The sequence below is a fragment of the Glycomyces harbinensis genome, assembly GCF_900101745.1.
GTDB classification, from domain to species: domain Bacteria; phylum Actinomycetota; class Actinomycetes; order Mycobacteriales; family Micromonosporaceae; genus Glycomyces; species Glycomyces harbinensis.
In genome coordinates this window covers 129,446-150,317 of sequence record NZ_FNAD01000016.1, presented here as the reverse complement: position 1 = coordinate 150,317, position 20,872 = coordinate 129,446, and the positions used below count along the sequence as shown (strand labels likewise).

The 20,872-nt window shown below is 72.2% G+C and carries 21 protein-coding genes; 17 read left to right on the top strand and 4 right to left on the bottom strand.

Features of this window, described 5'->3' with window-relative positions; all coding sequences use genetic code 11:
* Positions 1-14: 14 nt before the first annotated feature.
* The 4 genes from BLQ63_RS22080 to BLQ63_RS22065 all read left to right on the top strand — a co-directional run bounded on the left by BLQ63_RS22080 (position 15) and on the right by BLQ63_RS22065 (position 3,257).
* Positions 15-956 (top strand): alpha/beta hydrolase family protein, encoded by a 942-nt coding sequence (locus tag BLQ63_RS22080; protein ID WP_091039693.1) that lies wholly within the window; start codon positions 15-17, stop codon positions 954-956.
* Between the two features lie 24 nt (positions 957-980).
* Positions 981-1,169 carry a hypothetical protein gene (locus BLQ63_RS22075; RefSeq protein ID WP_091039692.1) on the top strand — a complete coding sequence of 63 codons (189 nt, stop codon included), beginning with the start codon at positions 981-983 and terminating at the stop codon, positions 1,167-1,169.
* A 145-nt stretch (positions 1,170-1,314) separates the two neighbouring features.
* Positions 1,315-1,656, top strand: a complete 342-nt coding sequence (locus BLQ63_RS22070) for a YbaB/EbfC family nucleoid-associated protein (protein ID WP_091039691.1) — start codon at positions 1,315-1,317, stop codon at positions 1,654-1,656.
* A 146-nt stretch (positions 1,657-1,802) separates the two neighbouring features.
* A complete protein-coding gene (locus BLQ63_RS22065; protein WP_091039690.1) occupies positions 1,803-3,257 on the top strand; it encodes a family 43 glycosylhydrolase in 1,455 nt (484 codons plus the stop codon).
* Positions 3,258-3,279: 22 nt separating this feature from the next.
* On the opposite strand, the gene BLQ63_RS22060 is transcribed toward BLQ63_RS22065, so the two are convergent.
* The gene (locus BLQ63_RS22060) at positions 3,280-3,858 is read right to left on the bottom strand and encodes a CGNR zinc finger domain-containing protein (RefSeq protein WP_091039689.1); all 579 of its coding nucleotides are present in this window, start codon (positions 3,856-3,858) and stop codon (positions 3,280-3,282) included.
* Positions 3,859-3,905: 47 nt separating this feature from the next.
* Here BLQ63_RS22060 and BLQ63_RS22055 point away from each other — a divergent pair, with 47 nt between their 5' ends.
* From BLQ63_RS22055 to BLQ63_RS22035, 5 genes are all read left to right on the top strand, one after another.
* Positions 3,906-4,622 (top strand): metallophosphoesterase, encoded by a 717-nt coding sequence (locus BLQ63_RS22055; RefSeq protein ID WP_091039688.1) that lies wholly within the window; start codon positions 3,906-3,908, stop codon positions 4,620-4,622.
* A gap of 102 nt (positions 4,623-4,724) precedes the next feature.
* Positions 4,725-5,033 carry a GNAT family N-acetyltransferase gene (locus BLQ63_RS22050; protein ID WP_091039687.1) on the top strand — a complete coding sequence of 103 codons (309 nt, stop codon included), beginning with the start codon at positions 4,725-4,727 and terminating at the stop codon, positions 5,031-5,033.
* Positions 5,034-5,133: 100 nt separating this feature from the next.
* Complete coding sequence (locus BLQ63_RS22045) at positions 5,134-7,836, top strand: AAA domain-containing protein (RefSeq protein WP_091039686.1); 2,703 nt, start codon at positions 5,134-5,136, stop codon at positions 7,834-7,836.
* Between the two features lie 74 nt (positions 7,837-7,910).
* Positions 7,911-8,198, top strand: a complete 288-nt coding sequence (locus tag BLQ63_RS22040) for an ArsR/SmtB family transcription factor (protein WP_091039685.1) — start codon at positions 7,911-7,913, stop codon at positions 8,196-8,198.
* 13 nt (positions 8,199-8,211) lie between these two features.
* Positions 8,212-9,207 carry an LLM class flavin-dependent oxidoreductase gene (locus BLQ63_RS22035; RefSeq protein ID WP_091039684.1) on the top strand — a complete coding sequence of 332 codons (996 nt, stop codon included), beginning with the start codon at positions 8,212-8,214 and terminating at the stop codon, positions 9,205-9,207.
* Between the two features lie 129 nt (positions 9,208-9,336).
* Here BLQ63_RS22035 and BLQ63_RS22030 read toward each other — a convergent pair whose 3' ends face one another.
* A complete protein-coding gene (locus tag BLQ63_RS22030) occupies positions 9,337-9,702 on the bottom strand; it encodes a branched-chain amino acid transporter permease (RefSeq protein WP_091039683.1) in 366 nt (121 codons plus the stop codon).
* On the bottom strand, positions 9,695-10,429 hold the full coding sequence (locus BLQ63_RS22025; RefSeq protein WP_091039682.1) for an AzlC family ABC transporter permease: 735 nt from the start codon (positions 10,427-10,429) through the stop codon (positions 9,695-9,697). Before BLQ63_RS22025 ends, BLQ63_RS22030 begins: the two co-directional genes overlap by 8 nt.
* A 117-nt stretch (positions 10,430-10,546) precedes the next feature.
* Between BLQ63_RS22025 and BLQ63_RS22020 the strand changes: the two genes are divergently transcribed.
* On the top strand, positions 10,547-11,689 hold the full coding sequence (locus tag BLQ63_RS22020) for a nucleoside/nucleotide kinase family protein (RefSeq protein ID WP_091039681.1): 1,143 nt from the start codon (positions 10,547-10,549) through the stop codon (positions 11,687-11,689).
* A 150-nt stretch (positions 11,690-11,839) separates the two neighbouring features.
* On the opposite strand, the gene BLQ63_RS22015 is transcribed toward BLQ63_RS22020, so the two are convergent.
* Positions 11,840-12,982, bottom strand: a complete 1,143-nt coding sequence (locus BLQ63_RS22015; protein WP_091039680.1) for a Gfo/Idh/MocA family protein — start codon at positions 12,980-12,982, stop codon at positions 11,840-11,842.
* A gap of 201 nt (positions 12,983-13,183) precedes the next feature.
* Between BLQ63_RS22015 and BLQ63_RS22010 the strand changes: the two genes are divergently transcribed.
* The 7 genes from BLQ63_RS22010 to BLQ63_RS21980 all read left to right on the top strand — a co-directional run bounded on the left by BLQ63_RS22010 (position 13,184) and on the right by BLQ63_RS21980 (position 20,869).
* A complete protein-coding gene (locus tag BLQ63_RS22010; RefSeq protein ID WP_091039679.1) occupies positions 13,184-14,575 on the top strand; it encodes an ABC transporter substrate-binding protein in 1,392 nt (463 codons plus the stop codon).
* A 62-nt stretch (positions 14,576-14,637) separates the two neighbouring features.
* Complete coding sequence (locus BLQ63_RS22005; RefSeq protein ID WP_091039678.1) at positions 14,638-15,576, top strand: carbohydrate ABC transporter permease; 939 nt, start codon at positions 14,638-14,640, stop codon at positions 15,574-15,576.
* Positions 15,573-16,556, top strand: a complete 984-nt coding sequence (locus BLQ63_RS22000; protein ID WP_091039677.1) for a carbohydrate ABC transporter permease — start codon at positions 15,573-15,575, stop codon at positions 16,554-16,556. Before BLQ63_RS22005 ends, BLQ63_RS22000 begins: the two co-directional genes overlap by 4 nt.
* Positions 16,553-17,437 (top strand): NAD-dependent epimerase/dehydratase family protein, encoded by an 885-nt coding sequence (locus BLQ63_RS21995; RefSeq protein ID WP_091039676.1) that lies wholly within the window; start codon positions 16,553-16,555, stop codon positions 17,435-17,437. Before BLQ63_RS22000 ends, BLQ63_RS21995 begins: the two co-directional genes overlap by 4 nt.
* Positions 17,438-17,475: 38 nt before the next feature.
* Complete coding sequence (locus BLQ63_RS21990; RefSeq protein ID WP_091039675.1) at positions 17,476-18,732, top strand: enolase C-terminal domain-like protein; 1,257 nt, start codon at positions 17,476-17,478, stop codon at positions 18,730-18,732.
* On the top strand, positions 18,729-20,003 hold the full coding sequence (locus BLQ63_RS21985; RefSeq protein ID WP_177155056.1) for an ROK family transcriptional regulator: 1,275 nt from the start codon (positions 18,729-18,731) through the stop codon (positions 20,001-20,003). Before BLQ63_RS21990 ends, BLQ63_RS21985 begins: the two co-directional genes overlap by 4 nt.
* Positions 20,000-20,869, top strand: a complete 870-nt coding sequence (locus BLQ63_RS21980; protein WP_091039674.1) for an aldose epimerase family protein — start codon at positions 20,000-20,002, stop codon at positions 20,867-20,869. Before BLQ63_RS21985 ends, BLQ63_RS21980 begins: the two co-directional genes overlap by 4 nt.
* Positions 20,870-20,872: the final 3 nt, after the last annotated feature.

Here is a 20,872-nt window from a genome sequence, read left to right as displayed (position 1 = left end):
CACAAGGACCCACCGTGACGACAACGGCCGACACCGAAGCCAAGGCACCCAGGAAGCGCCGCCGCGGGCTGCGCGCCGCCCTCATCTCGCTCATCGTGATCCTCGTGCTCGCCCTCGGCGCGCTCGGCGGCGCCGGCTGGTACTTCTCCGGCGAGGTCATCGACGTCGACCACTCCGCGAGCGAGTACGACCTCACCGTCGAGGCCGTGGACGATGCCACGGTGACGCTCCCGCGCGGCAAGCACACCGAGAAGCCCGGCACCTGGGGTCTGTCCTGGGAGGACGGACAGGCGCTCATCGGCGACGTCGTGGACTCCGATGAGGACAGCGTCACCCGCGCGCTCGACCGCGTCCTCTACGGCGACCTCGCCGAAGGCACGAAGGTCCGCGTCGACACCTACGGCTTCCGCGGCGACCCCTCCACCGCGCTCGGGCTCGACTTCACCACGGTCGACATCCCGACCGACCTCGGCGACATGCCGGCCTGGCACCTGCCCGGCGACGGCCCGACCTGGGTCATCACCGTCCACGGCCGCAACGCCGACCCGGGGGAGACCCTGCGCGGCATCGACACCTACCAGAGCCTGGGCTACCCCGTCCTCGCCGTCACCTACCGCAACGACGAGGGCGCGCCCGAGGCCCCCAACGGCAAGCACAGCCTCGGCGCGCACGAGAGCGACGACATCGCGGACGCGGTGGACTACGCGCTGGCGAACGGCGCCGAGGACGTGATCCTGCACGGCTGGTCGATGGGCGGGGCGATCGTCACGACCGCCGCCCGCGAGCTCGAGGACCCCGCGGTCGTCAAGGGCATCGTGCTCGACTCGCCCGTGGTGGACTGGAACTCCACACTCGACATGCAGGCGGCGGACCGGGACGTCATCGCGCCGATCACCTGGGCCGCCAAGCGGATCGTGGAGTGGCGCGCCGACCTCGACTTCGACGACCTCGACTAGCGGAACTTCGCCGACGAGTTCGACATGCCGATGCTGCTGTTCGTGGACACCGCCGACCTGACCGTCGACCACACCGCGACGCTCGACTTCGCCGAGATGCTCCCGGCCGACCGGACCACGGTCGTGACCACCGCCTCGGGCCACACCGCCTCCTGGAACGAGGACCCGGCCGCCTACGCCGCGGCCCTGGAGACGTACCTGTCGAGCCTCTGATCCGCCGGGTCCGCACGTCCGAGAACGTCGTTACGCCGGACTTGCGGACCCGCGGACTCGGCCGTGAGGCGAACGGCCGGTGAATCCCGAAGGGACATTTGTGAACGGCGAGAGCCGTTGTAGCGCAACGTGGCAGAATTGACCGATGATGGATAACCATGGCCCCGACGAGCGCATCCCCGAGCGGCCGTTGACGTCCGGCATCGCCGAGGGCGTCCGCGCATTCGTCAAGCAGATGACCGACCTCGGGCGGCGGGCCGAACCCCTGCGGCACCTCCTGGAGCCCTCCGGCATCCGGGCCGAGGCCCCCGGCGGCGAGGTGGCCGTGACCGTCACCGCCGGCGGCGCGCTGATCGCCGTGGACTTCGGTGCGGGACACGAGGAGATGGACGAGGACGACCTCGCCGCGCTCGTCCTCGCGACCTACGACCGAGCGCTGGCCGACGCCGAACGGCACCGTCGCGAAGGGATCGAGGAGACCGCCTGACGCCATGACGGCGTTCCGAGCAGGACGCTCAAATATTCGCGTGGTTCGATGTATTGACTTGGCGGACCGGCCTGGTTACCGTGAACATCACCTGGTGGCCACCATGTTCGGATCCGTCCCAGTTCGATCGACCACACGGAGTTCCCATGCACCGCGCACCCCTCAACCGCCGACGGCTCTTCCAGACCGCCGGCGCCGCGGCCCTCGTCACCGCCGCCTCCACCTTCGGCATCCCCGCCCCGGCCTCGGCCGCGCCCGGCGTGCTCTACAGCAACGCGCTCGTCCAGCAGCGCGCCGACCCGCACATCGTGCGCCACACCGACGGCCACTACTACTTCACCGCCAGCGTCCCGGCCTACGACCGGATCATCATGCGCCGCTCCACCACGCTCCAAGGCCTCGCCACGGCGCAGGAGTCCACCATCTGGTCCAAGCACTCCAGCGGGCCCATGAGCCACCACATCTGGGCGCCGGAGATCCACTACATCGACGGCAAGTGGTACGTCTACTTCGCCGCCGGCCGCGCCGACGACATCTGGGCCATCCGCATGTACGTCCTCGAGAACGCCGGCGCCAACCCCATGTCCGGCACCTGGACCGAGCGCGGCCAGATCGCTCTGCAACGCGACTCGTTCTCCCTGGACGCCACCACGTTCACCAACGGCTCCACCCGCTACCTGTGCTGGGCGCAGAGCGACCCCGAACTCGGCTCCGGCACCAGCCTGTACCTCGCCGCCATGTCCAACCCGTGGACGATCACCGGCACGCCGGTGCGCATCTCCAAGCCCACCAACTCGTGGGAGGTCATCGGCCACAAGGTGAACGAGGGCGCCGCCGTCGTCAAGCGCAACGGCCGGATCTTCATGACCTTCTCGGCCAGCGCCACCGACGCGAACTACGCGGTCGGCCTGCTGACCGCCTCGCAGAGCGCGAACCTGCTCAGCGCGTCGTCGTGGACCAAGAGCGCACAGCCCGTGCTGCGCAGCAACGACAACACGAGCCAGTTCGGCCCGGGCCACAACTCGTTCACCGTCTCCGAGGACGGCCAGAGCGACATCCTCGTCTACCACGCCAGGCCCTACAAGGCCATCAGCGGCGACCCGCTGTACGACCCCAACCGGCACACCAGGATCCAGAAGTTCTACTGGAACGCCGACGGCACCCCGAACTTCGGCGTCCCGGTGGCCGACGGCGCGACGCCGTACCGGTTCGCCGCGTACGGCGCCTCGGGCGTGTACCTCAACCACTGGGAGTTCCGCCTGCGCGCGAACGCGACCGCGGCGATGCTGGCCGACTCGCAGTTCCGGATCGTGACGGGCCTGGCCGGTTCGGGCACCGTCTCGCTGGAGTCGGCGAACTACCCGGGCTACTACCTGCGGCACAAGAACTACGAGATCTGGGTCGAGCGCAGCGACGGGACGGCGCTGTTCCGCTCGGACGCGAGCTTCCACCGCCGCAGCGGCCTGGCCGACTCCGGCGCGGTGTCGTTCGAGGCCTCCAACGCCGCGGGCCGGTACCTGCGCCACGTCGACGGCCTGGCCTACGTCCAGACCGCCGCGACCGACGCCGAGCGCGCCGCCGCGACCTTCCGCCTCGAATAGCCGCCGAGGCGCCGCACCGCGGTCAGCGACGGCGTTCGGCGAAGCGGGCGGCGCGGGCCCGGTTGCCGCATGCGGTCTTGCACCACTGCTGGCGGCCGTGGTCCTGCACGAAGTAGCGCACGCAGCGCGGGGCCTGGCACGAGCGCAGCCGCGGCGCCAGCGGCCCGGTGAGGAAGTCGGCGACCCCGAGCGCCAGCGTGCCCTCCACGAGGACCTGCCCGGTCGCCTCCGTCTCCAGTCCGCGGCGGACGCCGTGCTCGCCGATCGCGAAGACCGGCCTGGCCTCGAGCGCCGCGAGGGCGGCCGTGAGGCGCTCGCCCGCTTCGCCGTCGCCCATGCGCGGCTGCCGCTCGACGCGGCTCGCGGGGTGCGGCGCGACCGCGGCCGCGAACGCCGAGCGCGCGGCGAAGCGGATCGCGCGGACGGCCTCGGCCTCTTCGGGGCGGCGCGGCGGCAGGCCGGGGAAGTGCCCGGCGAGCCAGGCGTCGACGTCGCGGTCCGCGGCGAGGCTGTCGGCGACGCCGCCGTGCCCGTCGTGCGCGATGGTGCCGACGAGGGCGAGCGCGGTCGCGCCGTCGGCGCCGTCCGGAAGCGCTGGCATTGGTACCACCTAACGGTAAAACGGAATTTAATGTTAGCGTGGCGGGCATGAGCCTCACCCTGCTGCACCTGAGCGACCCCCATCTCGACGGCGAACCCGAACGCGCCCAACGCCTCCGTGCCGTCCTCGACCTCCTGCCCGCCTCGCGCCGGCCCGACGCCACCGTGGTCACCGGCGACGTGGCCGACACCGGCGCCGCCGCCGCGTACGACCAGTTCCGCGCCGAGATGGACGGGCGCGAACCGTGGCTCGCCGCCCCGGGCAACCACGACCACGCCGACCGGTTCGCCGAGGCGTTCGCCTCCGGCGCACCGGTGAGCGCCCTTGACGTCGGCCGCCTGCGCGTCATCGGCATCGACGTCACCGTCCCCGGCAGCGACCACGGCGAACTCCGCCCCGACGCCGCCGAGGCCGCGGCCGCCCTGGCCGAGGGGGCGACCGCCACGGTGCTCGCGTTCCACCAGCCGCCCGCCCCGATCGGACACGCCTACATCGACTCGATGCCTTTGGTCAACCCCGACGCCCTCGCCGGCCTCGTCGCCCGCATCGGCACCGTCGCCGCGATCCTCTGCGGCCACGCGCACACGGCCGCGGCCGCCACGTTCGCCGGCGTCCCCCTGCTCCTGGCGCCGGGCATCGTCTCCGCCCTGGGCGCCGACCCCGACCGCACCCCGCTGACCGACCGCGAGCACCCGCCGGGGCTGGCACTGCACCGGTTCGACGAGGACGGCACCGTCACGACGTCCTTCCACTACGCGGTCTGATTCCCGAAAGGCGGCCCCTCCCGCTATCGAAACGCGACTTCGCGGGTACTCCGCAGAATCGGGCCTACAGTGATTCGAGAACGCCCGACGAAGGAGGAACGCATGGCCGTGGAAGTCGCCGACGCACCCGAGCGCAGCCGATACGAGGCGTGGATCGACGGTGAACTCGCCGGATTCGCCGAATACCGGCGCAAGGACGGCACGATCACCTTCTCCCACACCCATGTCGAATCGTCCGCGCAGGACGCGGGCGTGGGCTCGGCGCTCGCGCGCCACTCGCTGGACGCCGCCCGCTCCGCGGGCGAGCAGGTCGTGCCCGTCTGCCCGTTCTACGCCGGGTGGATCGAACGCCACCCCGACTACGCCGACCTGCTCCACGCCGATGCCCCGCGGCTGGGGGAGGAGACGTAAGCAGCCTCGACGGCCGGCCGGCCGAGACCCCCTGCCGCGGGTCCGGCCGGGCCGCCGCGGTTGACCACGCGGATTCGTGACCACGCCCTAGACTGCGCTCATGCCCGCGGCCCGACTCCTCAACGCCCTCGCCGACCTCGCCCCGGCGGCCAAACCGCCCACCTACGACCACCTCGGCGCCATGGCCGTCTGGGGCACCGCCCTCGACGCCGTCACCGGCGGCGCCGAACTCGCCTCCTACGACGAACTCCACCGCGACGAACGGCTCCTGCGGCAAGGCTGGGGCGTCGTCATGGGGCGCATCGAGATCGACGGCAAGCCGCACAAGGTCCGCCTCCCGCTCGTCAGCCGCCCCGTCCGCCTCACCGCCGACGGCCGCGGCGGCAGGCAGCGGATCGTCCCCGCCGGCGACACCACCGTCCACGCGGCCCTCGCCGGCGGCGAATACGCGCCCCTGCTCGAAGCCGTCTTCGACCCCGAGGCCGACCCCGCCACCGCATGGCTCGCCGAAGCCGCCGCCGCGGCCGGATTCGCCGGCGCCGCCGTCACCGAGAAGGCCCCGCGCGACAAGGACCCGATGGCGGTCGTGGCCCGCCCCGTCGTCTACATCGACCGCGACGCCGCCCCCACCCCCATCGCCGCGGGCCTGCGCGACTGGGCCGCGAAACCCGGCCTCGAACACACCGCGTTCGCCGCGATGTACGACCCGCGCACCGACGCCGCACCCGAGGCCGACACCCCGCCCCGCTGCGCCCTCCCGCTCAGTCGCGAGCAGACCGCCGCCGTCGTCCAATCCCGCACCCAGCCCGTCACCGTCATCGCGGGCGCGCCCGGCTGCGGCAAGAGCCACACGCTCGCGGCCATCGCCCTCGACGCGGTCGCCGCCGGGGAGTCGGTGCTGCTCGCCACCCAGTCCGTGCACGCCGCCGACGTCCTCGCCGCCCTCCTCGAACGCCACCCCGGACCCGTCCCCGTCCACTTCGGCGACACCGAGCGGCGCGACCGGTTCCAACTGCGCCTGGGCTCGGGCACCGTCAAGGGGCACAAGGCCGGCGCGGTCGACAAGCACCGCCGCGCCGCCGACGACGCCACCGCGTACACCGACCGCGTCGAAACCGAGATCGCCACCTGGCTCGACCTGGAGGACAAGCGCCGCCGCGCCCGCGACCTCCCCGACTTCCTCCTCAACGACTTCCCCGGCCTGCGCGACGCCGACCTCGACGAGGTCGAACGCCACCTGCGCCTCGCCGAGCGCGAGGACGGCGGCTGGTGGGCGCGCCTGCGCGCACGCCGCTCCACCCGGCGCCTGGCCCGCCTCGCCGGCGCCGACGGCAACCCGGTCGCACTGCGCCGCGCCGTCGAGGCCGCACGCGACCAGCGCGGCATGGCCCTCCTCGCGTCCAACGGCGGCCTGCACCTCGAATCACTCTGGCGCGCACTGGAACAGGCCGACACCGACGCCGCGGCCGCCGTCGGCACCGCCCTGCGCTACGAAGCCGAATCGGACGAGCGGCGCTCCGGCAGGTCCCGCCGCGCGCTCGCCGGCCTCGCCACCGGCCTGCGCGCCGCGCGCACCGGCCGCCGCGCCCTGCTCGCGGGACTCGACGCCGACGCCCTGCTCAAGGCGATGCCGCTGTGGGTCGGCACCGTCGGCGACGTCGAAGACCTCCTCCCGGCCGTACCCGGCATGTTCGACCTCGTGATCCTCGACGAGGCCTCGCACATCAACCAGCTCCGCGCCGCGCCCGCGCTGGCCCGCGCCCGCCGGGCCGTCGTCGCCGGCGACCCGAGGCAGCTGCGGTTCGTCTCGTTCGCGAGCGAGGACAGGCTGACCGAGGTCCTCGGCCGCCACGGCCTCACCGACCGCGCGCCCCAGCTCGACACGGGCCGCGTCAGCGCCTACGACCTCGCCACCGGCGCCGGGCCGGTCGTCGAGCTCACCGAGCACCACCGCAGCGTCCCCCACCTCATCGGCTTCTCCGCCGCGCGGTTCTACGACGGCCGCGTCAAGCCCGTCACCACGCACCCGCGCAACCACGAGGCCGACGCCATCCACCTCCACCGCGTCGAGGCCGCCGCCTCCGGCAAGGGCGTCGTGAAGTCCGAAGTGGACGCCTCGCTGGAACTCCTGGCCGAACGCGTCGAGGCCGGCGACCGCGGCATCGCGGTCATCACGCCGTTCCGCGCCCAGGCCGAGGCCATCGAGGCCGGGATCGTGCGCCGCTTCGACCTGGACGCGATCCGCCGCCACGGCATCCGCGCCGGGACCGTGCACGCGTTCCAGGGCAGCGAGGCCGACACGGTGATCGCCGCGCTCGGGGTCGCCGCCGCCGATCCGGCCGGGCGCCGCCGGTTCGCCGCCGGGGCCAACCTGTTCAACGTGATGATCACCCGCGCCCGGCACCGGCTGCACGTCGTGACCGCGATCGGCGACGCCGACGGCCTCATCGGCGCGTTCCTCACCTACGCCGACAGCCCGCCCCGCTCGCCCGAACGCGCCCGCCACCCCGACGCCTGGACCCGTGAGACCGCCGACGCCCTGGCGCACAGCGGGGTCAAAGTGCGGACGGCCTATCCGGTGGGGCACTGGAGCGTGGACCTCGTCGTGGGCGACGGCGAGGACGCGCTCGGCGTGATCACCGCCGTCCACCCCGAGGGGCCCGCCGCCCACCTCGCCCGCCACCGGGCCCTGCGCCGCGCCGGATGGCGCCTGGCGGACGCGTTCCCCTCCACCTACGGCGACGACCCGTCCCGCGCCGCGGTCGCCCTCCTCACCGACTTCAAGGCGGGCTCGGCGCGGTGACGAGGCTCATGGTGCCGCCGACCCGGCCGCCGGGATAGTTTCGGCAATAAGCGAAATACCGAAGGACGGCCGACGTGCTCGACGAATGCAAAGCCCTGTCCAACGAGACACGGCTGCGGATCCTCGACTGGCTCAAGGACCCCGAGGCGAACTTCGCCTGCGGGGACACCGCCGAACTGGGCGTGTGCGCCGGGCTGATCCAGCTCAAGGCGGGCACGTCCGCCTCCACGGTGTCCGCGCACCTGGCGGTCCTCCAGCGAGCCGGCTTCCTCCGGGCCACCCGCCGCGGCCAGTGGATCTACTACCGCCGCGACGAAGCGCGCATCCGCGCCTTCACCGAGACGCTCCACCGCAGTCTGTAGAAAGGCACCGAACATGCCCGTAGCCCTGTCGATCCTCGACCTGGCGCCGATCGCGCCCGGACGGACCGCGCGCGACAGCCTCGCCGCGAGCGTCGAGCTCGCCCGCGCCGCCGAACGCAGCGGCTACCGGCGGGTCTGGTACGCCGAGCACCACAACATGCCGACCATCGCCTCCAGCGCGACCAGCGTCGTCATCGGCCACGTCGCCGAGCACACCGACACCATCCGGCTCGGCGCCGGCGGCATCATGCTGCCCAACCACTCCCCGCTGGTGATCGCCGAGCAGTTCGGGACCCTGGAGACGCTGTTCCCCGGCCGCATCGACCTCGGCCTCGGCCGCGCGCCCGGCACCGACCGCAACACCATGCTCGCCATCCGCCGCGCCTCGACCTCGGCCGACGCGTTCCCGCAGGACGTGCTCGAACTCCAGGGCTACCTGCGCGGCGAGTCCCGCATCGAGGGCGTCCAGGCCGTGCCGCGCGCCGAAGGCGTCGTCCCGCTGTACCTGCTCGGCTCCTCGCTCTTCGGCGCCCAGCTCGCCGCGCGCCTTGGCCTGCCGTACGCCTTCGCCTCCCACTTCGCACCCGACGCCCTGCACGAGGCGGTCGCCGCCTACCGGGAGCAGTTCGAGCCGTCCGAGCAGCTCGCCGAGCCCTACGTGATCGCCGGCGTCAACGTCTTCGCGGCCGACACCACCGAGGAGGCCCTGGCCCAGAGCAAGATCTCCTACCGCAACCGCGCCCGCGCCTTCATCAAGCGCGGCCAGGGCGGGCCCGAGTTCACCGACGACGAGATCGACGCGTTCCTCGGCTCCGTCAACGGCCAGCAGCTGTCGGCCATGACCAGGTACACCGCCGTCGGCACCACCGAGGTGGTCGGCGAGTACCTGAAGGACTTCGCCGCCGCGGCGAGGGCCGACGAGCTCATCACCGCCCACCACGCCGAGCAGGTCGCCGACCGCATCCACTCGGTCGAGCTCACCGCGAAGGCCTTCGCGCCCGGCGAATAAGCGCGCTGCCGCTCGATCAGGGCGGTCGGACCCGACCCAAGGCGGGCGGCGACAAGGGCCGGGCGGCCGTTCCATCGCCGCACGACTGAAGGTCAGCCTGGTCCCGGCCGCGCTCCTTCGGCTGCGGTCTCAGAAGAGGCCGGCGAGTGCGCCGGCCGCGTCGAGGTTGACCAGCAGCACATAGGCGAAGGTTCCCGCGCCGACGCTCAGCAGGGTCCTCCGGCCGCCGAGCAGGTGCACCGCGACGGTGACGCCCACGGCGACGAGGGCGCTGACGGCGTTGGCCGGATCGTCGATCAATGTGCCGCGCAGTGTCACGGCGGCCAGGATCGCGAGCACGCCCACGGGCATCCACAGCGTCAGGCTCCGCACCAGGGCCGAGGCGCGCAGCGGCTTCAGCGCGGCGAACGGCGCGGCCCGCAGGGTCAGGTTGATGGCGAAGACGGTCACCAGGACCGCCGCGAGGTACCACGGGTCGAGCGTCACGTCAGGCATCGGAGTCCTTTTTGGAACGGTAGACGCCGAACGCGAAGCGGGCCAAGAGGAGCAGCACGTACAGCAGCAGCGCCACGAAGAGCGCCGCGTCGGGCGCGAGGACGATCGCCGCGGTGAAGCTGAGCCCGGCCAGCACCAGCGACGGCACCTGGGCCTTCGAGCGGGCGGTGTCGAGGGTGAGGGTCACGAACAGGGCGCAGAGCGCGAATTCGAGGCCCTTGACCGGGCCGGGCATGACCGAGGCGATCGCGACGCCCGTCAGGCCGCCGCCGACCCAGTAGAGCTGGAACGCGACCTGCAGCGTCAGGAGCCGCCACGGGCTCCACTCCTCCTTGGCCGCGGCCGTGACGGCGTAGGCCTCGTCGGTGAGCGCGTAGACCGAGTACGCCTTCGCGAACCGGTTGCGCACCACGTGGAGCGGGAACGAGAAGGCGTAGAACACGTGCCGGAAGTTCACCAGGAGGGTCGTGAGCGCGATGGTGGCGACCGGCGTGGCCGTGACGATCAGGCCGATGAGCAGCAGTTCGAGCGAGCCCGCGTACGCCATGACCGACAGGGCCGGGGCGATCCACCACGGCAGGCCCGCCTGGACCACCAGGAGGCCGAACGCGATTCCGATCGGGAACATGCCGAGCCCGGCGGCGAGCGAGTCCCGGATGCCGGCCGCGACCTCGGTCCGGCGCGATCGGGCGGGCGGCGCCTGGGCGGGCGCGGAGCTGAGCGTCATGCACCGATGATCGCACCGATGGTGCACTTCATGAACGCGAGTATTGCTCCGGTGATGCCGTCGCGATCCGCCGAAAACGATTGACAGCAGCTCCTGAGCACCGCTTACGCTCGGCCCATGGACAGCACTCCGCTCCTCTGGCTCATCGGCGCCGCCGGTTCGGGCAAGACCGTCACCGCTTGGGAGATCTTCGCGCAGCTCGCCGCCGAAGGCGTGCGGGCCGCGTACGTCGACGCCGACCAGGTGGGCATGGCGCATCCCGTCCGGCCCGAGGACCCTGACAACGAGCACGTCAAGGCCCGCGGCATCGGCGCGGTCTGGTCGGGGTTCCGCGCCGCCGGCGCGCAGTGCCTCATCGTGTCCGGCGGCGTCGGGAACGTCGCGACCGTGGCCGACTTCGCCGCGCAGGTGCCCGGGGCGGCGATGACGATCGTCCAGCTCGCGGTGGGATCCGAGGAGCGCCGGACCCGGCTCATCGGGCGCGGCGGCTCCGAGTACCTGATCGAGCCCGCGGCCGCGCTCGCCGCGGCGCTCGAACGCGACCCCCTCACCGAGCACCGCGTCGACACGACCGGAACGACCGTGAAAGCGGCCGCGAAGCTGGTCCGCGAACGCGTCGGCGACTGGCCCGGCGCGACCCCGAGCGCCTGGCCGCCGCGCGATCTCGACCCGCCTTCTTCCACTGGGGACGAACGCGTGCCGATGGTCTGGGTCTGCGGCCCTTCGGGAGTCGGCAAGTCCACCGTCGCCTTCCCGGTCTACATGCGCCTCCTGGCCGCCGGCGCCAGGGCCTCGTACATCGACCTCGCCCAGATCGGCTGGGTCCGGCCCGCCGCCGCCGACGACCCCGGCGACCACCGCCTCAAGGCCCGCAATCTCGCGGCCCTGTGGCGCGCCCACCGCGCCGCCGGATCCGAGTACCTCGTGGTGTCCGGCTCCGGCGGGGGAGCGGCGGGCGTCCGCCACTACCTCGACGCGATGCCCGGCTGCGTCCCGACGATCGTCCGCCTCGACGCCGCACCCGACGTGATCGCCGAGCGCCTTCGCATGCGCAGCAAGGGCATCGGCGTCGAGCTTCCCGGCGACGAGATCCGGGGCCTCGCGGGAGCGGACCTCGAGCGCCGCATCGAGGACGCGCACGCGGAGGCGGCCCTCCTCGAACGGGACGGGATCGGCGACCACCGCCTCGACACCGGCGACCGCGACCCGGACGACCTCGCCGACGAGATCTACGCCTTGATCGGCCTGCGGGCCGACTGAGGCGGCTCCGCCGAGCGCAGCCGCGAGCGGGCGGGCGGCTCAGTAGAACAGCGTCGGCCACATCAGCTCTCGCCTCGCCGCCGCCGCCGCGAGCGGGCGGGTCGGCGCAGCCGATGCGGCGAAAGGCCCCTCGGAACGCGACGCGGCGGCCTAAGCGGCAGCGCCGTCCTCGGTGCGCGTGACCTCGGCGTCGTACTTGCCGTCGATCACGTCGGCAACGCGGATCGGCCGCCCCAGTGTCGCCGACAGGTAGACCGCGCGAACCGTGGCCAGCGCGAGGAACCCGTCGTCGAGCGTCACCAGCGGCGCCCGCCGCTCGCGGATCGCCCCGACGATGTCGGTCCACTGCGTCAGGTGCGGGTTGCCGTACTGGCCCGGCTTCAGCTCCTCCAGCGCGGCGTTCTCCAGCTCGCGGCGTACCTGGTCGCCGCTCCACTCGCCGTCCTCGGCGTCGCGGGCGTGGAAGAACGTCAGCTCGTCGGCGGCGATCACGGCCGACCCGTCGGTGCCGTGGACCTGAAGGCGCACACCGAGGTCGGGGTAGGCCGTGGTCGAGGCGTGGAGTGTGGCGAGCGCACCGGACGCGAACCGCAGGATGGCGACCGCGACGTCCTCGACCTCGATCCGCTCGTGCGCGAGCCGCGCGGTGTGGGCGACGACGTCGACCGGCTCGCCGAGGAACCACAGCAGCAGGTCGAGCGTGTGCACGCCCTGGTTCATCAGCGCCCCGCCGCCGTCGAGGGCCCAGGTGCCGCGCCACGCGGCCGAGTCGTAGTACTCCTGCGTCCGGAACCAGTCCACATTGGCCGTCGCGGAGGCCACCCGGCCGAAGCGGCCGGCGTCGAGCGCGCGCCGCACCGCCAGCGAGGCGGTGTCGTGGCGGTGCTGCGAGATGACGGCCACGACCTGGTCGGGCCGCTCGGCCGCCGCTTCGCGAAGGCGCCGTGCGGGTTCGAGCGCCACGTCGAGCGGCTTCTCGACCACGACGTGCAGGCCCGCTTCGAGGGCTTCGAGCGCGAGTGCGGCGTGCGTGCCGCTCAGGGTGCAGACGACGACCACGTCGATCCCGCCCTCGGCGAGAGCGGCGGCCAGGTCGACGTGGACGCGGGGCGCGGCCTGCCCGAGCCCGGTGAGCAGCTCCGACACCGACTCGGCACTGGGGGCGTAGGGGTCGACGAGGGCGGCGACCTCGAGGTCGGGGGAGTTGGCGGCGACCTCGGCGTGGAGGCGGCCGATCACGCCGCAGCCGACGACGGCGAGGCGGAGGGGCGAGGCGGTGGGCGGAGTGCTCATTGCTTGGTCTCCTTGGTGATCGCGGTCGGAGGGGAACACGGTACGTCCGGGCCGGGGCCCGTCCCGGCGGCGTCCCGGCTAGCGGGCGGAAAACTCGGGGACCGACAGCCCTTGACTTAGTAACACTAATGGATTTACTTTATTGGCTACATGTTGACCAGCCCGCTCGGATCACGGGCCCAAACCCTCTCAGGAGTTTCAATGACGAAACTGACACGCCGGCACGTGCTCGCGGCCGGCTCGTCCGGTGCGGTCGTCGCACTCGCGGGCACCGCCGCGTGCAGCGACCCCGGCGCCGACAGCGCGAGCGGCGACCTCGACCCCTCGGCCGACGTCACCATCTCCGTCGGCGACCAGCCGACCGAGGACAAGCCCGAAGAACTCGCCGCCTTCAACAAGCGCATCGAGGAGTTCGAGGCCGAGAACGCCAACATCACCCTCGAGCCCTCCACCGAGGTCTGGGAGGCCCAGACCTTCCAGGCCAAGCTCGCCGGCGGCACCCTCCCCACGGTCATGGGCGTCTCGCTCACCTACAGCTACGAGCTCATCGACAACGGCCAGCTGCCGAACATGACCCCCTACCTGGAGGAACTCGACCTCGTCAAGGACCTCAACCCCCTCGCCCTCGACAACGCCAAGGACGAGAACGGCGACATCTACACCATCCCCACCGGACTGTTCTCCGTCGGCATCGCCTACAACCGCAGGATCTTCGAGCAGGCCGGACTCGACCCCGACACCCCGCCCGCCACCTGGGACGAGGTGCGCTCCTTCGCCCAGACCATCAAGGCGAACGTCCCCGACGTCACCCCCTACGCCCAGATGACGACCAACAACACCGGCGGCTGGATGCTCACCACCATGACCTACAGCAACGGCGGCCGCGTCCAGAACGACGCCGGCACCGAGGCCGTCATGGGCGAGGAGACCATCGCCGCCCTCCAGCTCCTGCACGACATGCGCTGGACCGACGACACCATGGGCCGCGAATTCCTCTTCGACCAGGAGGCGGTCCGCCAGGCCTTCGCCGGCGGCACCATCGGCATGGTCCTCCAGGCGCCCGACGTCTACATCACCCTCATCCGCGACTACGGGTTCGACCCGGCCGACGTCGGCGTCGGGGCGCTGCCGCAGGGCGGCGCCGGGAACAACGGCACCCTCACCGGCGGCACCCTGAAGCTCTTCGACGCCAAGGCGACCCCCAACCAGCTGCTCGCCGCCGCCAAGTGGATCAAGTTCTACGAGCTCGAGAAGTACTACGACGAGGCCGCGGCCCTCGCCGACGCCGAGTCGAACGCCGCCGACGGCAACCCCGTCGGCCTCCCCGGACTCCCGCCGGTCTCCCAAGAGGTCTACGACCAGTACCTCACCTGGATCGAGCCGCACATCAACGTCCCGCTCGAGCAGTTCGCGAGCTACACCTCCTCGACGCTCGAACTCATCGCCGAACCCCCGGCGGGCACCCAGCAGACCTACGCCGCCCTCGACCCGGTGGTGCAGCAGATCCTCACCGACGAAGGCGCCGACATCGCGCAGGCCGTCGCCGACGCCAACGAGACCGTCCAGGGCATCATCGAGCAGGCCGCCAGGTAACACCGAGCCGGCCGGCCGGGCCCCGCACCGGGCCCGGCCGGCCCTCGGAACGGAGACCACCCATGACAAAGACCCTCGACGCGCCGCCGGCCGCGACAGCGAGGCGCCGCAAGCGCTTCAACCTCACCCGATGGGCCCAGGGAGGCGGACTGCACGCCGTGCTCTTCGCCGTCCCGGTCGTGCTCGTCTACGTCTACTTCAGCTGGGGCCCCGTCATCCAGGGGCTCATCCTCAGCTTCCAGAAGACGAACCTCGTCCAGCCCGCCGAATGGGTCGGCTGGAGCAACTTCACCTACGTCCTCGCCGACCCCGGCCTCGTCCAGGCCTCACTGAACACCGGCTACTTCGCCCTGCTGGCCCTCGTGTTCGGGTTCCCCGTCCCGATCATCCTGGCAGTGCTCATCAACGAGCTGCGCAAGTACGACACGCTCTACAACGCCCTCGCCTACCTCCCGGCGATCGTCCCGCCCGTGGCCGCGATCCTGCTGTGGAAGTTCTTCTACGACCCCGACGCCGCAGGCATGTTCAACACCGCGCTCGGGTGGATCGGCCTCGGCCCCTTCCCGTGGCTCAACGCCGAGAACAGCGCCATGTCCTCGATCGTCCTCTACGCCACCTGGGCCGGCGCCGGCTCGACCGCGATCATCTACATCGCCGCCCTCGCCACGGTCCGCACCGAGCTGTACGAGGCCGCCGAGATCGACGGCGCCGGGATCTGGCGCCGCATCTGGCACATCACGCTCCCGCAGCTGCGCAACGTCATCTTCGTGATGATGCTGCTCCAGATCATCGGGACCTTCCAGATCTTCACCGAGCCGTACCTGTTCACCGGCGGCGGACCCAACAACGCGACCCAGACGATCCTGCTGAAGATCTACAACTACGCGTTCGTCAACGGCGACTTCGGGGCCGCGACCGCGCTCAGCGTCCTCCTCGCCGCCTTCCTCGGCCTGCTCTCGGTCGCCTACTACTTCGTCACCAAGAGATGGAGCACCACATGAGCGTCGCAGACAAGCTGCTCAAGGCCGCTCCAGCGATCACCGCGGGGGAGGACCGCCCGCAGCCCCCGGCCCGACGCGGCCCGCGCCGCACGGCCGAGCCGAAGGACCGCGGCGTCATCTCCGCCTCCGACCGCAAGCGCCCCGCCGTCAAGGCCTGGCTCCGCATCGTCCAGACGATCCTGCTCGTCGTCCTCATCGTCTCCGGCCTCGGACCGCTCCTGTGGGCCGCGAAGGCCTCGATCTCGCCCAGCAACGACATCGTCTCCGACCCCATGGGGATCTGGTTCAGCCCCAACGAATGGGGCAACCTGCTGCTGGCCTGGAACGGCGCCCGGATCGGGCAGTCCCTCGGCAACACCGTCATCCTCGCCCTCGGCTCGACCCTGTCCACGCTCATCGTCAGCGTGGCGGCCGCGTTCCTGCTCAGCGTCCTGCGCCCCCGCTGGGGGCCGTGGCTGTCGGGCGCGATCATCGCGACCCTGTTCCTGCCCGGCGTCGTCTCGTTCGTGCCCCTCTACCTGACCATCCTCGACATGCCGCTGCTCAACGTCAGCCTCCAGGACACGTTCTGGGCCGTCTGGCTCCCCGCCGGGGCCAGCGCCTTCAACGTCGTCGTCCTCAAGCGGTTCTTCGACTCGATCCCGCGCGAGTACATGGAGGCCGCCAAGATCGACGGCGCCGGACCGATGCGCATCCTCACCATGGTGGTGCTGCCCCTGTCGCGGCCGATCCTCGGCGTCATCGTCCTGCTCTCGGTCGTCGGATCCTGGAAGGAGTTCCTCTGGCCCATGCTGGTCCTGTCCAACCCCGACCTCCAGCCCGTCTCGGTCATGCTGCCGAGGCTCGCCACCGGGAACTCGCCGCTGTCGGTGCAGATGGCGGCCGTGTTCCTCACGATCATCATCCCGGTGGTCCTGTTCGCGATCTTCCAGAAGCAGTTCCTGCGCGGCGTCGGCACGGCCGGAGGAGTCAAGGGATGAAGCAGCTCGACGGAGCCCGCGTGCTCCTGACCGGGGCCTCAGGCCGCATCGGCACGGTCGCCGTCCCGCACCTGCGCAAGGCCGGGGCCCATGTGACGACCCTGTCGATTCAGGAGAACCCGGACCTGGAGGCCGACCGCGTGCTCATCGGCGACACCCGGTCGCAGGAAGACGTCGCCGCCGCGCTCGAAGGCGCCGACCTCGTCGTGCACCTCGCCGCGCTGGCGCACCGCGACATCGCGCCGCCCTACGACGTCTACTCCACCAACGTCGTCTCGACGTTCAACGTGCTCGCGCAGGCCGGCGCCGCCGGGATCTCGCGGGCGGTGGTCGCCGGCAGCATCAACGCGTACGGGCTGCCGATGAACCGCCACGAGGTCGTCCCCGCGTACTTCCCGCTCGACACCGACATCCCCGTCGACATCGCCGACTGGTACTCGCTCTCCAAGCACCACGGGGAGAGCACCGCGCGGATGGCCTGGCGGCAGTGGGGCATCGACGTGGTGACCCTGCGGTTCCCCCACGTGCACAACGAGAAGGCCCTGCTCGCGCAGTCCCGGGAGCACGCCGGCGACCCGAGGGCCGGGCTTCGCGAGGCGTGGTCCTACCTCCACACCGCCGACGCCGCCCGCGCGATCGAGCTGTCCCTGACGGCGAACACCACGGGCGCGCACGCGTTCTTCCTCGCGGCGAACCGCACCAACGCGCCCTACCGCACCGAGGACCTGCTCGACGCGTTCGCGCCCGACACGCCCCGGCTGCGCCGCTTCGTCGAACGCGAAGTGCCCGTCGACCTCACGCCCGCGCGCGAGCTCATCGGCTTCGAAGCGCACCATGAGATCCCGGTGACGACACTCGACCTGCCCGCCGCATTCCGTTGACCGCCATAATGGAGAACCAGCAAGGAGCGCCGACACCCATGTCCATCGAAACGTTCGCGAACCCGTGGCCGCCCCGCGAGGACGTCGCGATCACCTCGGTCCGGGCCGTCACCACCGCCCCCGAGGGCATCGCGCTCGTCGTGGTGCGCATCGACACGAACGTGCCCGGCCTCTACGGCCTCGGCTGCGCGACGTTCACCCAGCGCTGGAAGGCCGTGGTGACCTTCGTGAACGAGCACCTGGCCCGCCTGCTCATCGGCCGCTACCCGGGCGACATCGGCGACCTCACCCGGCTCGCGGCGTTCACCGGGTACTGGCGCGGCGGCCCCGTCACCAACAACGCCATCTCCGGGATCGACCAGGCGCTGTGGGACATCGCGGGCAAGCGCGCCGGGATGCCCGTGCACGAACTGCTCGGCGGCAAGGTGCGCGCCGCCGCCGACACCTACCTGCACGCCTCCGGCCGCGACGCCGACGAGGCGATCGACCAGGCGCACGAACTCATCGAAGCGGGACAGCGCCACGTCCGGCTCCAGCTGTCGACCCCCGGCGGCGGCGGATACGGCGCGCCCGCGATGCCCACCGAGTACCCGAACGCCCCGTACCGCAACGGCTGGAGCGCCCGCGACTACCTGCGGCGCACTCCTGCACTGTTCGAGGCCGCCCGCGACAAGCTGCCCGACAACGTCGAACTGCTCCACGACGTCCACTCCCGCCTCACCCCCAAGGAAGCCGTGTGGCTGGCGCGGGCCCTGGAGGACTACCGCCTGTTCTTCCTCGAAGACGTCCTGGCGCCCGAGCACTGGGACCGGCTGCCCGAGGTGTGGGCCGCCAGCCCGGTCCCGATCGCCGTGGGGGAGTTGACGACCTCGCTCACCGACGCGGTACGGCTGGTCCAAGGCGGCGGCGTCGACTTCATCCGCAGCCACGTCTCCGACATCGGCGGCCTCACCCCGGCGCGCAAGCTCGCCGACCTCGCCGAGCTGTGCGGCGTCAGGACCGCCTGGCACGGACCCGGCGACACCTCGCCGATCGGCGCCGCCGCCAACGTCGCCCTCGACGTCACCTCCGCGGCCTTCGGCATCCAGGAGGGCCACGTGTACGGCGAGGCCGTCCACGAGGTGTTCCCCGGTACCCTTCGCATCCAGGACGGCTGGCTGCACCCGAACGACGCCCCGGGCTGGGGCATCGACATCGACGAAGCGGCGGCCGCCCGGTACCCGGCCGAGCTGTCCGGGCACGACGCCTGGGCCGCCGGGGTCCGCCGACCCGACGGAGCTCTGGAGGCGCCGTGAACCGACCCACCGTCCCGCCGGCGGGGAGCGGGCCGCGTCCCTACGCGACCCGCGACCCCGACCGCCTGAGACCGGGCGCCAACCAGTCCGATCTCGGCTCCTTCAACGAGGCCACGATCATCGAGACGATCCGGCAGGCCGGGGTCATCTCGCGCACCGAGATCGCGGAGCAGACCGGACTGACGCAGCAGTCGGTCTCGCGGATCCTCCGCGTCCTGCTGGAGCGCGGCCTGCTCGCCGAGGGCGCGCAGGAGCGCGCCGAGCGGCTCGGCAAGCCCCGCACCCCGGTGCGCCTGCGCGCCGAGGCCGCCCACGCGGTCGGCGTCCTCGTCGACCCCGAGCTGGTCACCGTGGTCCTCACCGACCTCGACGGCCGCGCGCTCGAGAAGCGAAGGGTCCCACTGGACGACGAGACCGCTCCCGGCACGCTGGTCGAGATCATCGCCGGATGCGTCGAGGACGTCGTCTCGGCCTCCGGCATCGCGCGCGAGACCTTCCTCGGCGTCGGCGTGGCCGCCCCGGGGCCGATCACCATGGACGGCGAGCTGCTGGACCTGCCGCTGTCGCAGGCCTGGCGGAACGTCCCGCTGCGCGCCCTGCTCGCCGAGCGCCTGGACTGCCCGGTCGTCCTCGAGAAGGACGTGGCCGCCGCGGCGGTCGGGGAGCGCTGGGTCGGACGCACCGAGCGCGCCAGCGACTTCGTGTACCTCTACTTCGGCACCGGCGTGGGCTCGGGCCTCGTCCTCAACGGCGAGACCTTCCGCGGCGCCAGCGCCAACGCGGGCGAGTTCGGGCAGCTGTGCGCCGTCCGGATCGGCCGCGTCGACGGGACGGGCCGCCCGCAGCTGGTGCGCGAGTGCAACCCGACCGCGGCCCTGCCCGAGATCGCCCGCGAACTCGGCTACAAGGGCGCGGCGGCGACCTTCCGGGAGTTCTGCGCCGAGGTCGGCGCCGGCGATCCCGCCGCCGCGGGCGCCGCGCGCCGGATCGCCGAGGTGATCGCGCTGGGCGCGGTCGCGCTCATCGACCTGCTCGACCTGCCGCTCCTGGTCATCGGGGGCCCGGCGTTCGAGCCCGAACTCGAGGAGATCGTCGTGGGCACCATCGACGAAGCGGTGAACACCATGCCGACCGCCCACCTCGCCCGGCGCGTCGCCGTCGAGCGCTCGCTCGTGAAGGTCGAGGCCGGCGCGATCGGCGCGGCCTCGACGATCTTCCACGCCTCCTTCGCGCCCTCGGTGCGCCGCACCCGCCAGTACGGGCTCGGGTGAGCGGGGAAGCGGCGCCGCACCGGCGCCTCCGGCTCGGCTCGCCCGGCGGCGAGTTCACGGCGGCCGTGGACCCCGACGGGGCGTGCGTGTCCTCGATCGTCCACGCCGCCACCGGCACCGAGTTCCTGCTGCGCCTGCCGTGGGAGGACGAGGACTGGACCGGGGTATTCGCGTTCGAGGGGTCCAATCAGGAGTGGCACCGCCGGTACGCCGGCGGCTGGCACACGCTCGTGCCGCACGCGGGCGACGCGCGCACCGTGGACGGGGTCGAGCATCCGTTCCACGGCGAAGCCGCCTGGCGGCGCTGGCGCGTCATCGAATCGAGCCCCTTCTCCTGCACGCTCGAAGTCGTCCTGCGCACGGTGCCGCTGACGGTGCGCCGCCGCGTCCAGGCCACCGCGACGGGCCTGGCGGTCCGGCAGTCGGTCGCGAACCACTCCGGCCGCGAGGTCGCCTTCAGCTGGACCGAGCACCCCGCCTTCGGGAGCGCGCTCATCGGCCCGGGCACGACGGTGCGCATCGGCGACGACCCGATCGAGGCGGTCTTCCCGGACGAGGAGGCCCCGCACGGCGGCTTCCAGACCGTCCGCGCCAAGGGCCGCGGCGCGGTCGAACTCCGCAACGCGGACAAGGGAACCGCCGCGGTGCTGCACTGGGACCCCGAGATCCTCCCCTACCTCTACGTCTGGCAGGAGCACCGCAAGACGACCGGCTTCCCGTGGTGGGGCCGGGCCGACACGATCGCGCTCGAACCCGCGTCCCGGCCGTACGAGTCCGACGGCGGCCCGCTCGGGCCGCTCACCCTCGCGGGCGGCGCGACCCTGACCGCGGACTTCGCGCTGGAACTGACCTGCACCAACCTTTGAGGA

Bases quoted from the DNA above. Each gene is read 5' to 3' on its own strand.
- BLQ63_RS22055 (WP_091039688.1), top strand. From the start codon at position 3,906: ATGAGCCTCACCCTGCTGCACCTGAGCGACCCCCATCTCGACGGCGAA.
- BLQ63_RS22010 (WP_091039679.1), top strand. From the start codon at position 13,184: ATGACGAAACTGACACGCCGGCACGTGCTCGCGGCCGGCTCGTCCGGT.
- BLQ63_RS21995 (WP_091039676.1), top strand. From the start codon at position 16,553: ATGAAGCAGCTCGACGGAGCCCGCGTGCTCCTGACCGGGGCCTCAGGC.
- BLQ63_RS22045 (WP_091039686.1), top strand. From the start codon at position 5,134: ATGCCCGCGGCCCGACTCCTCAACGCCCTCGCCGACCTCGCCCCGGCG.
- BLQ63_RS22060 (WP_091039689.1), bottom strand. From the start codon at position 3,858: ATGCCAGCGCTTCCGGACGGCGCCGACGGCGCGACCGCGCTCGCCCTC.
- BLQ63_RS22000 (WP_091039677.1), top strand. From the start codon at position 15,573: ATGAGCGTCGCAGACAAGCTGCTCAAGGCCGCTCCAGCGATCACCGCG.
- BLQ63_RS22015 (WP_091039680.1), bottom strand. From the start codon at position 12,982: ATGAGCACTCCGCCCACCGCCTCGCCCCTCCGCCTCGCCGTCGTCGGC.
- BLQ63_RS22065 (WP_091039690.1), top strand. From the start codon at position 1,803: ATGCACCGCGCACCCCTCAACCGCCGACGGCTCTTCCAGACCGCCGGC.
- BLQ63_RS22050 (WP_091039687.1), top strand. From the start codon at position 4,725: ATGGCCGTGGAAGTCGCCGACGCACCCGAGCGCAGCCGATACGAGGCG.
- BLQ63_RS22075 (WP_091039692.1), top strand. From the start codon at position 981: ATGCCGATGCTGCTGTTCGTGGACACCGCCGACCTGACCGTCGACCAC.
- BLQ63_RS22025 (WP_091039682.1), bottom strand. From the start codon at position 10,429: ATGACGCTCAGCTCCGCGCCCGCCCAGGCGCCGCCCGCCCGATCGCGC.
- BLQ63_RS22070 (WP_091039691.1), top strand. From the start codon at position 1,315: ATGATGGATAACCATGGCCCCGACGAGCGCATCCCCGAGCGGCCGTTG.
- BLQ63_RS21990 (WP_091039675.1), top strand. From the start codon at position 17,476: ATGTCCATCGAAACGTTCGCGAACCCGTGGCCGCCCCGCGAGGACGTC.
- BLQ63_RS22005 (WP_091039678.1), top strand. From the start codon at position 14,638: ATGACAAAGACCCTCGACGCGCCGCCGGCCGCGACAGCGAGGCGCCGC.
- BLQ63_RS22035 (WP_091039684.1), top strand. From the start codon at position 8,212: ATGCCCGTAGCCCTGTCGATCCTCGACCTGGCGCCGATCGCGCCCGGA.
- BLQ63_RS22030 (WP_091039683.1), bottom strand. From the start codon at position 9,702: ATGCCTGACGTGACGCTCGACCCGTGGTACCTCGCGGCGGTCCTGGTG.
- BLQ63_RS22020 (WP_091039681.1), top strand. From the start codon at position 10,547: ATGGACAGCACTCCGCTCCTCTGGCTCATCGGCGCCGCCGGTTCGGGC.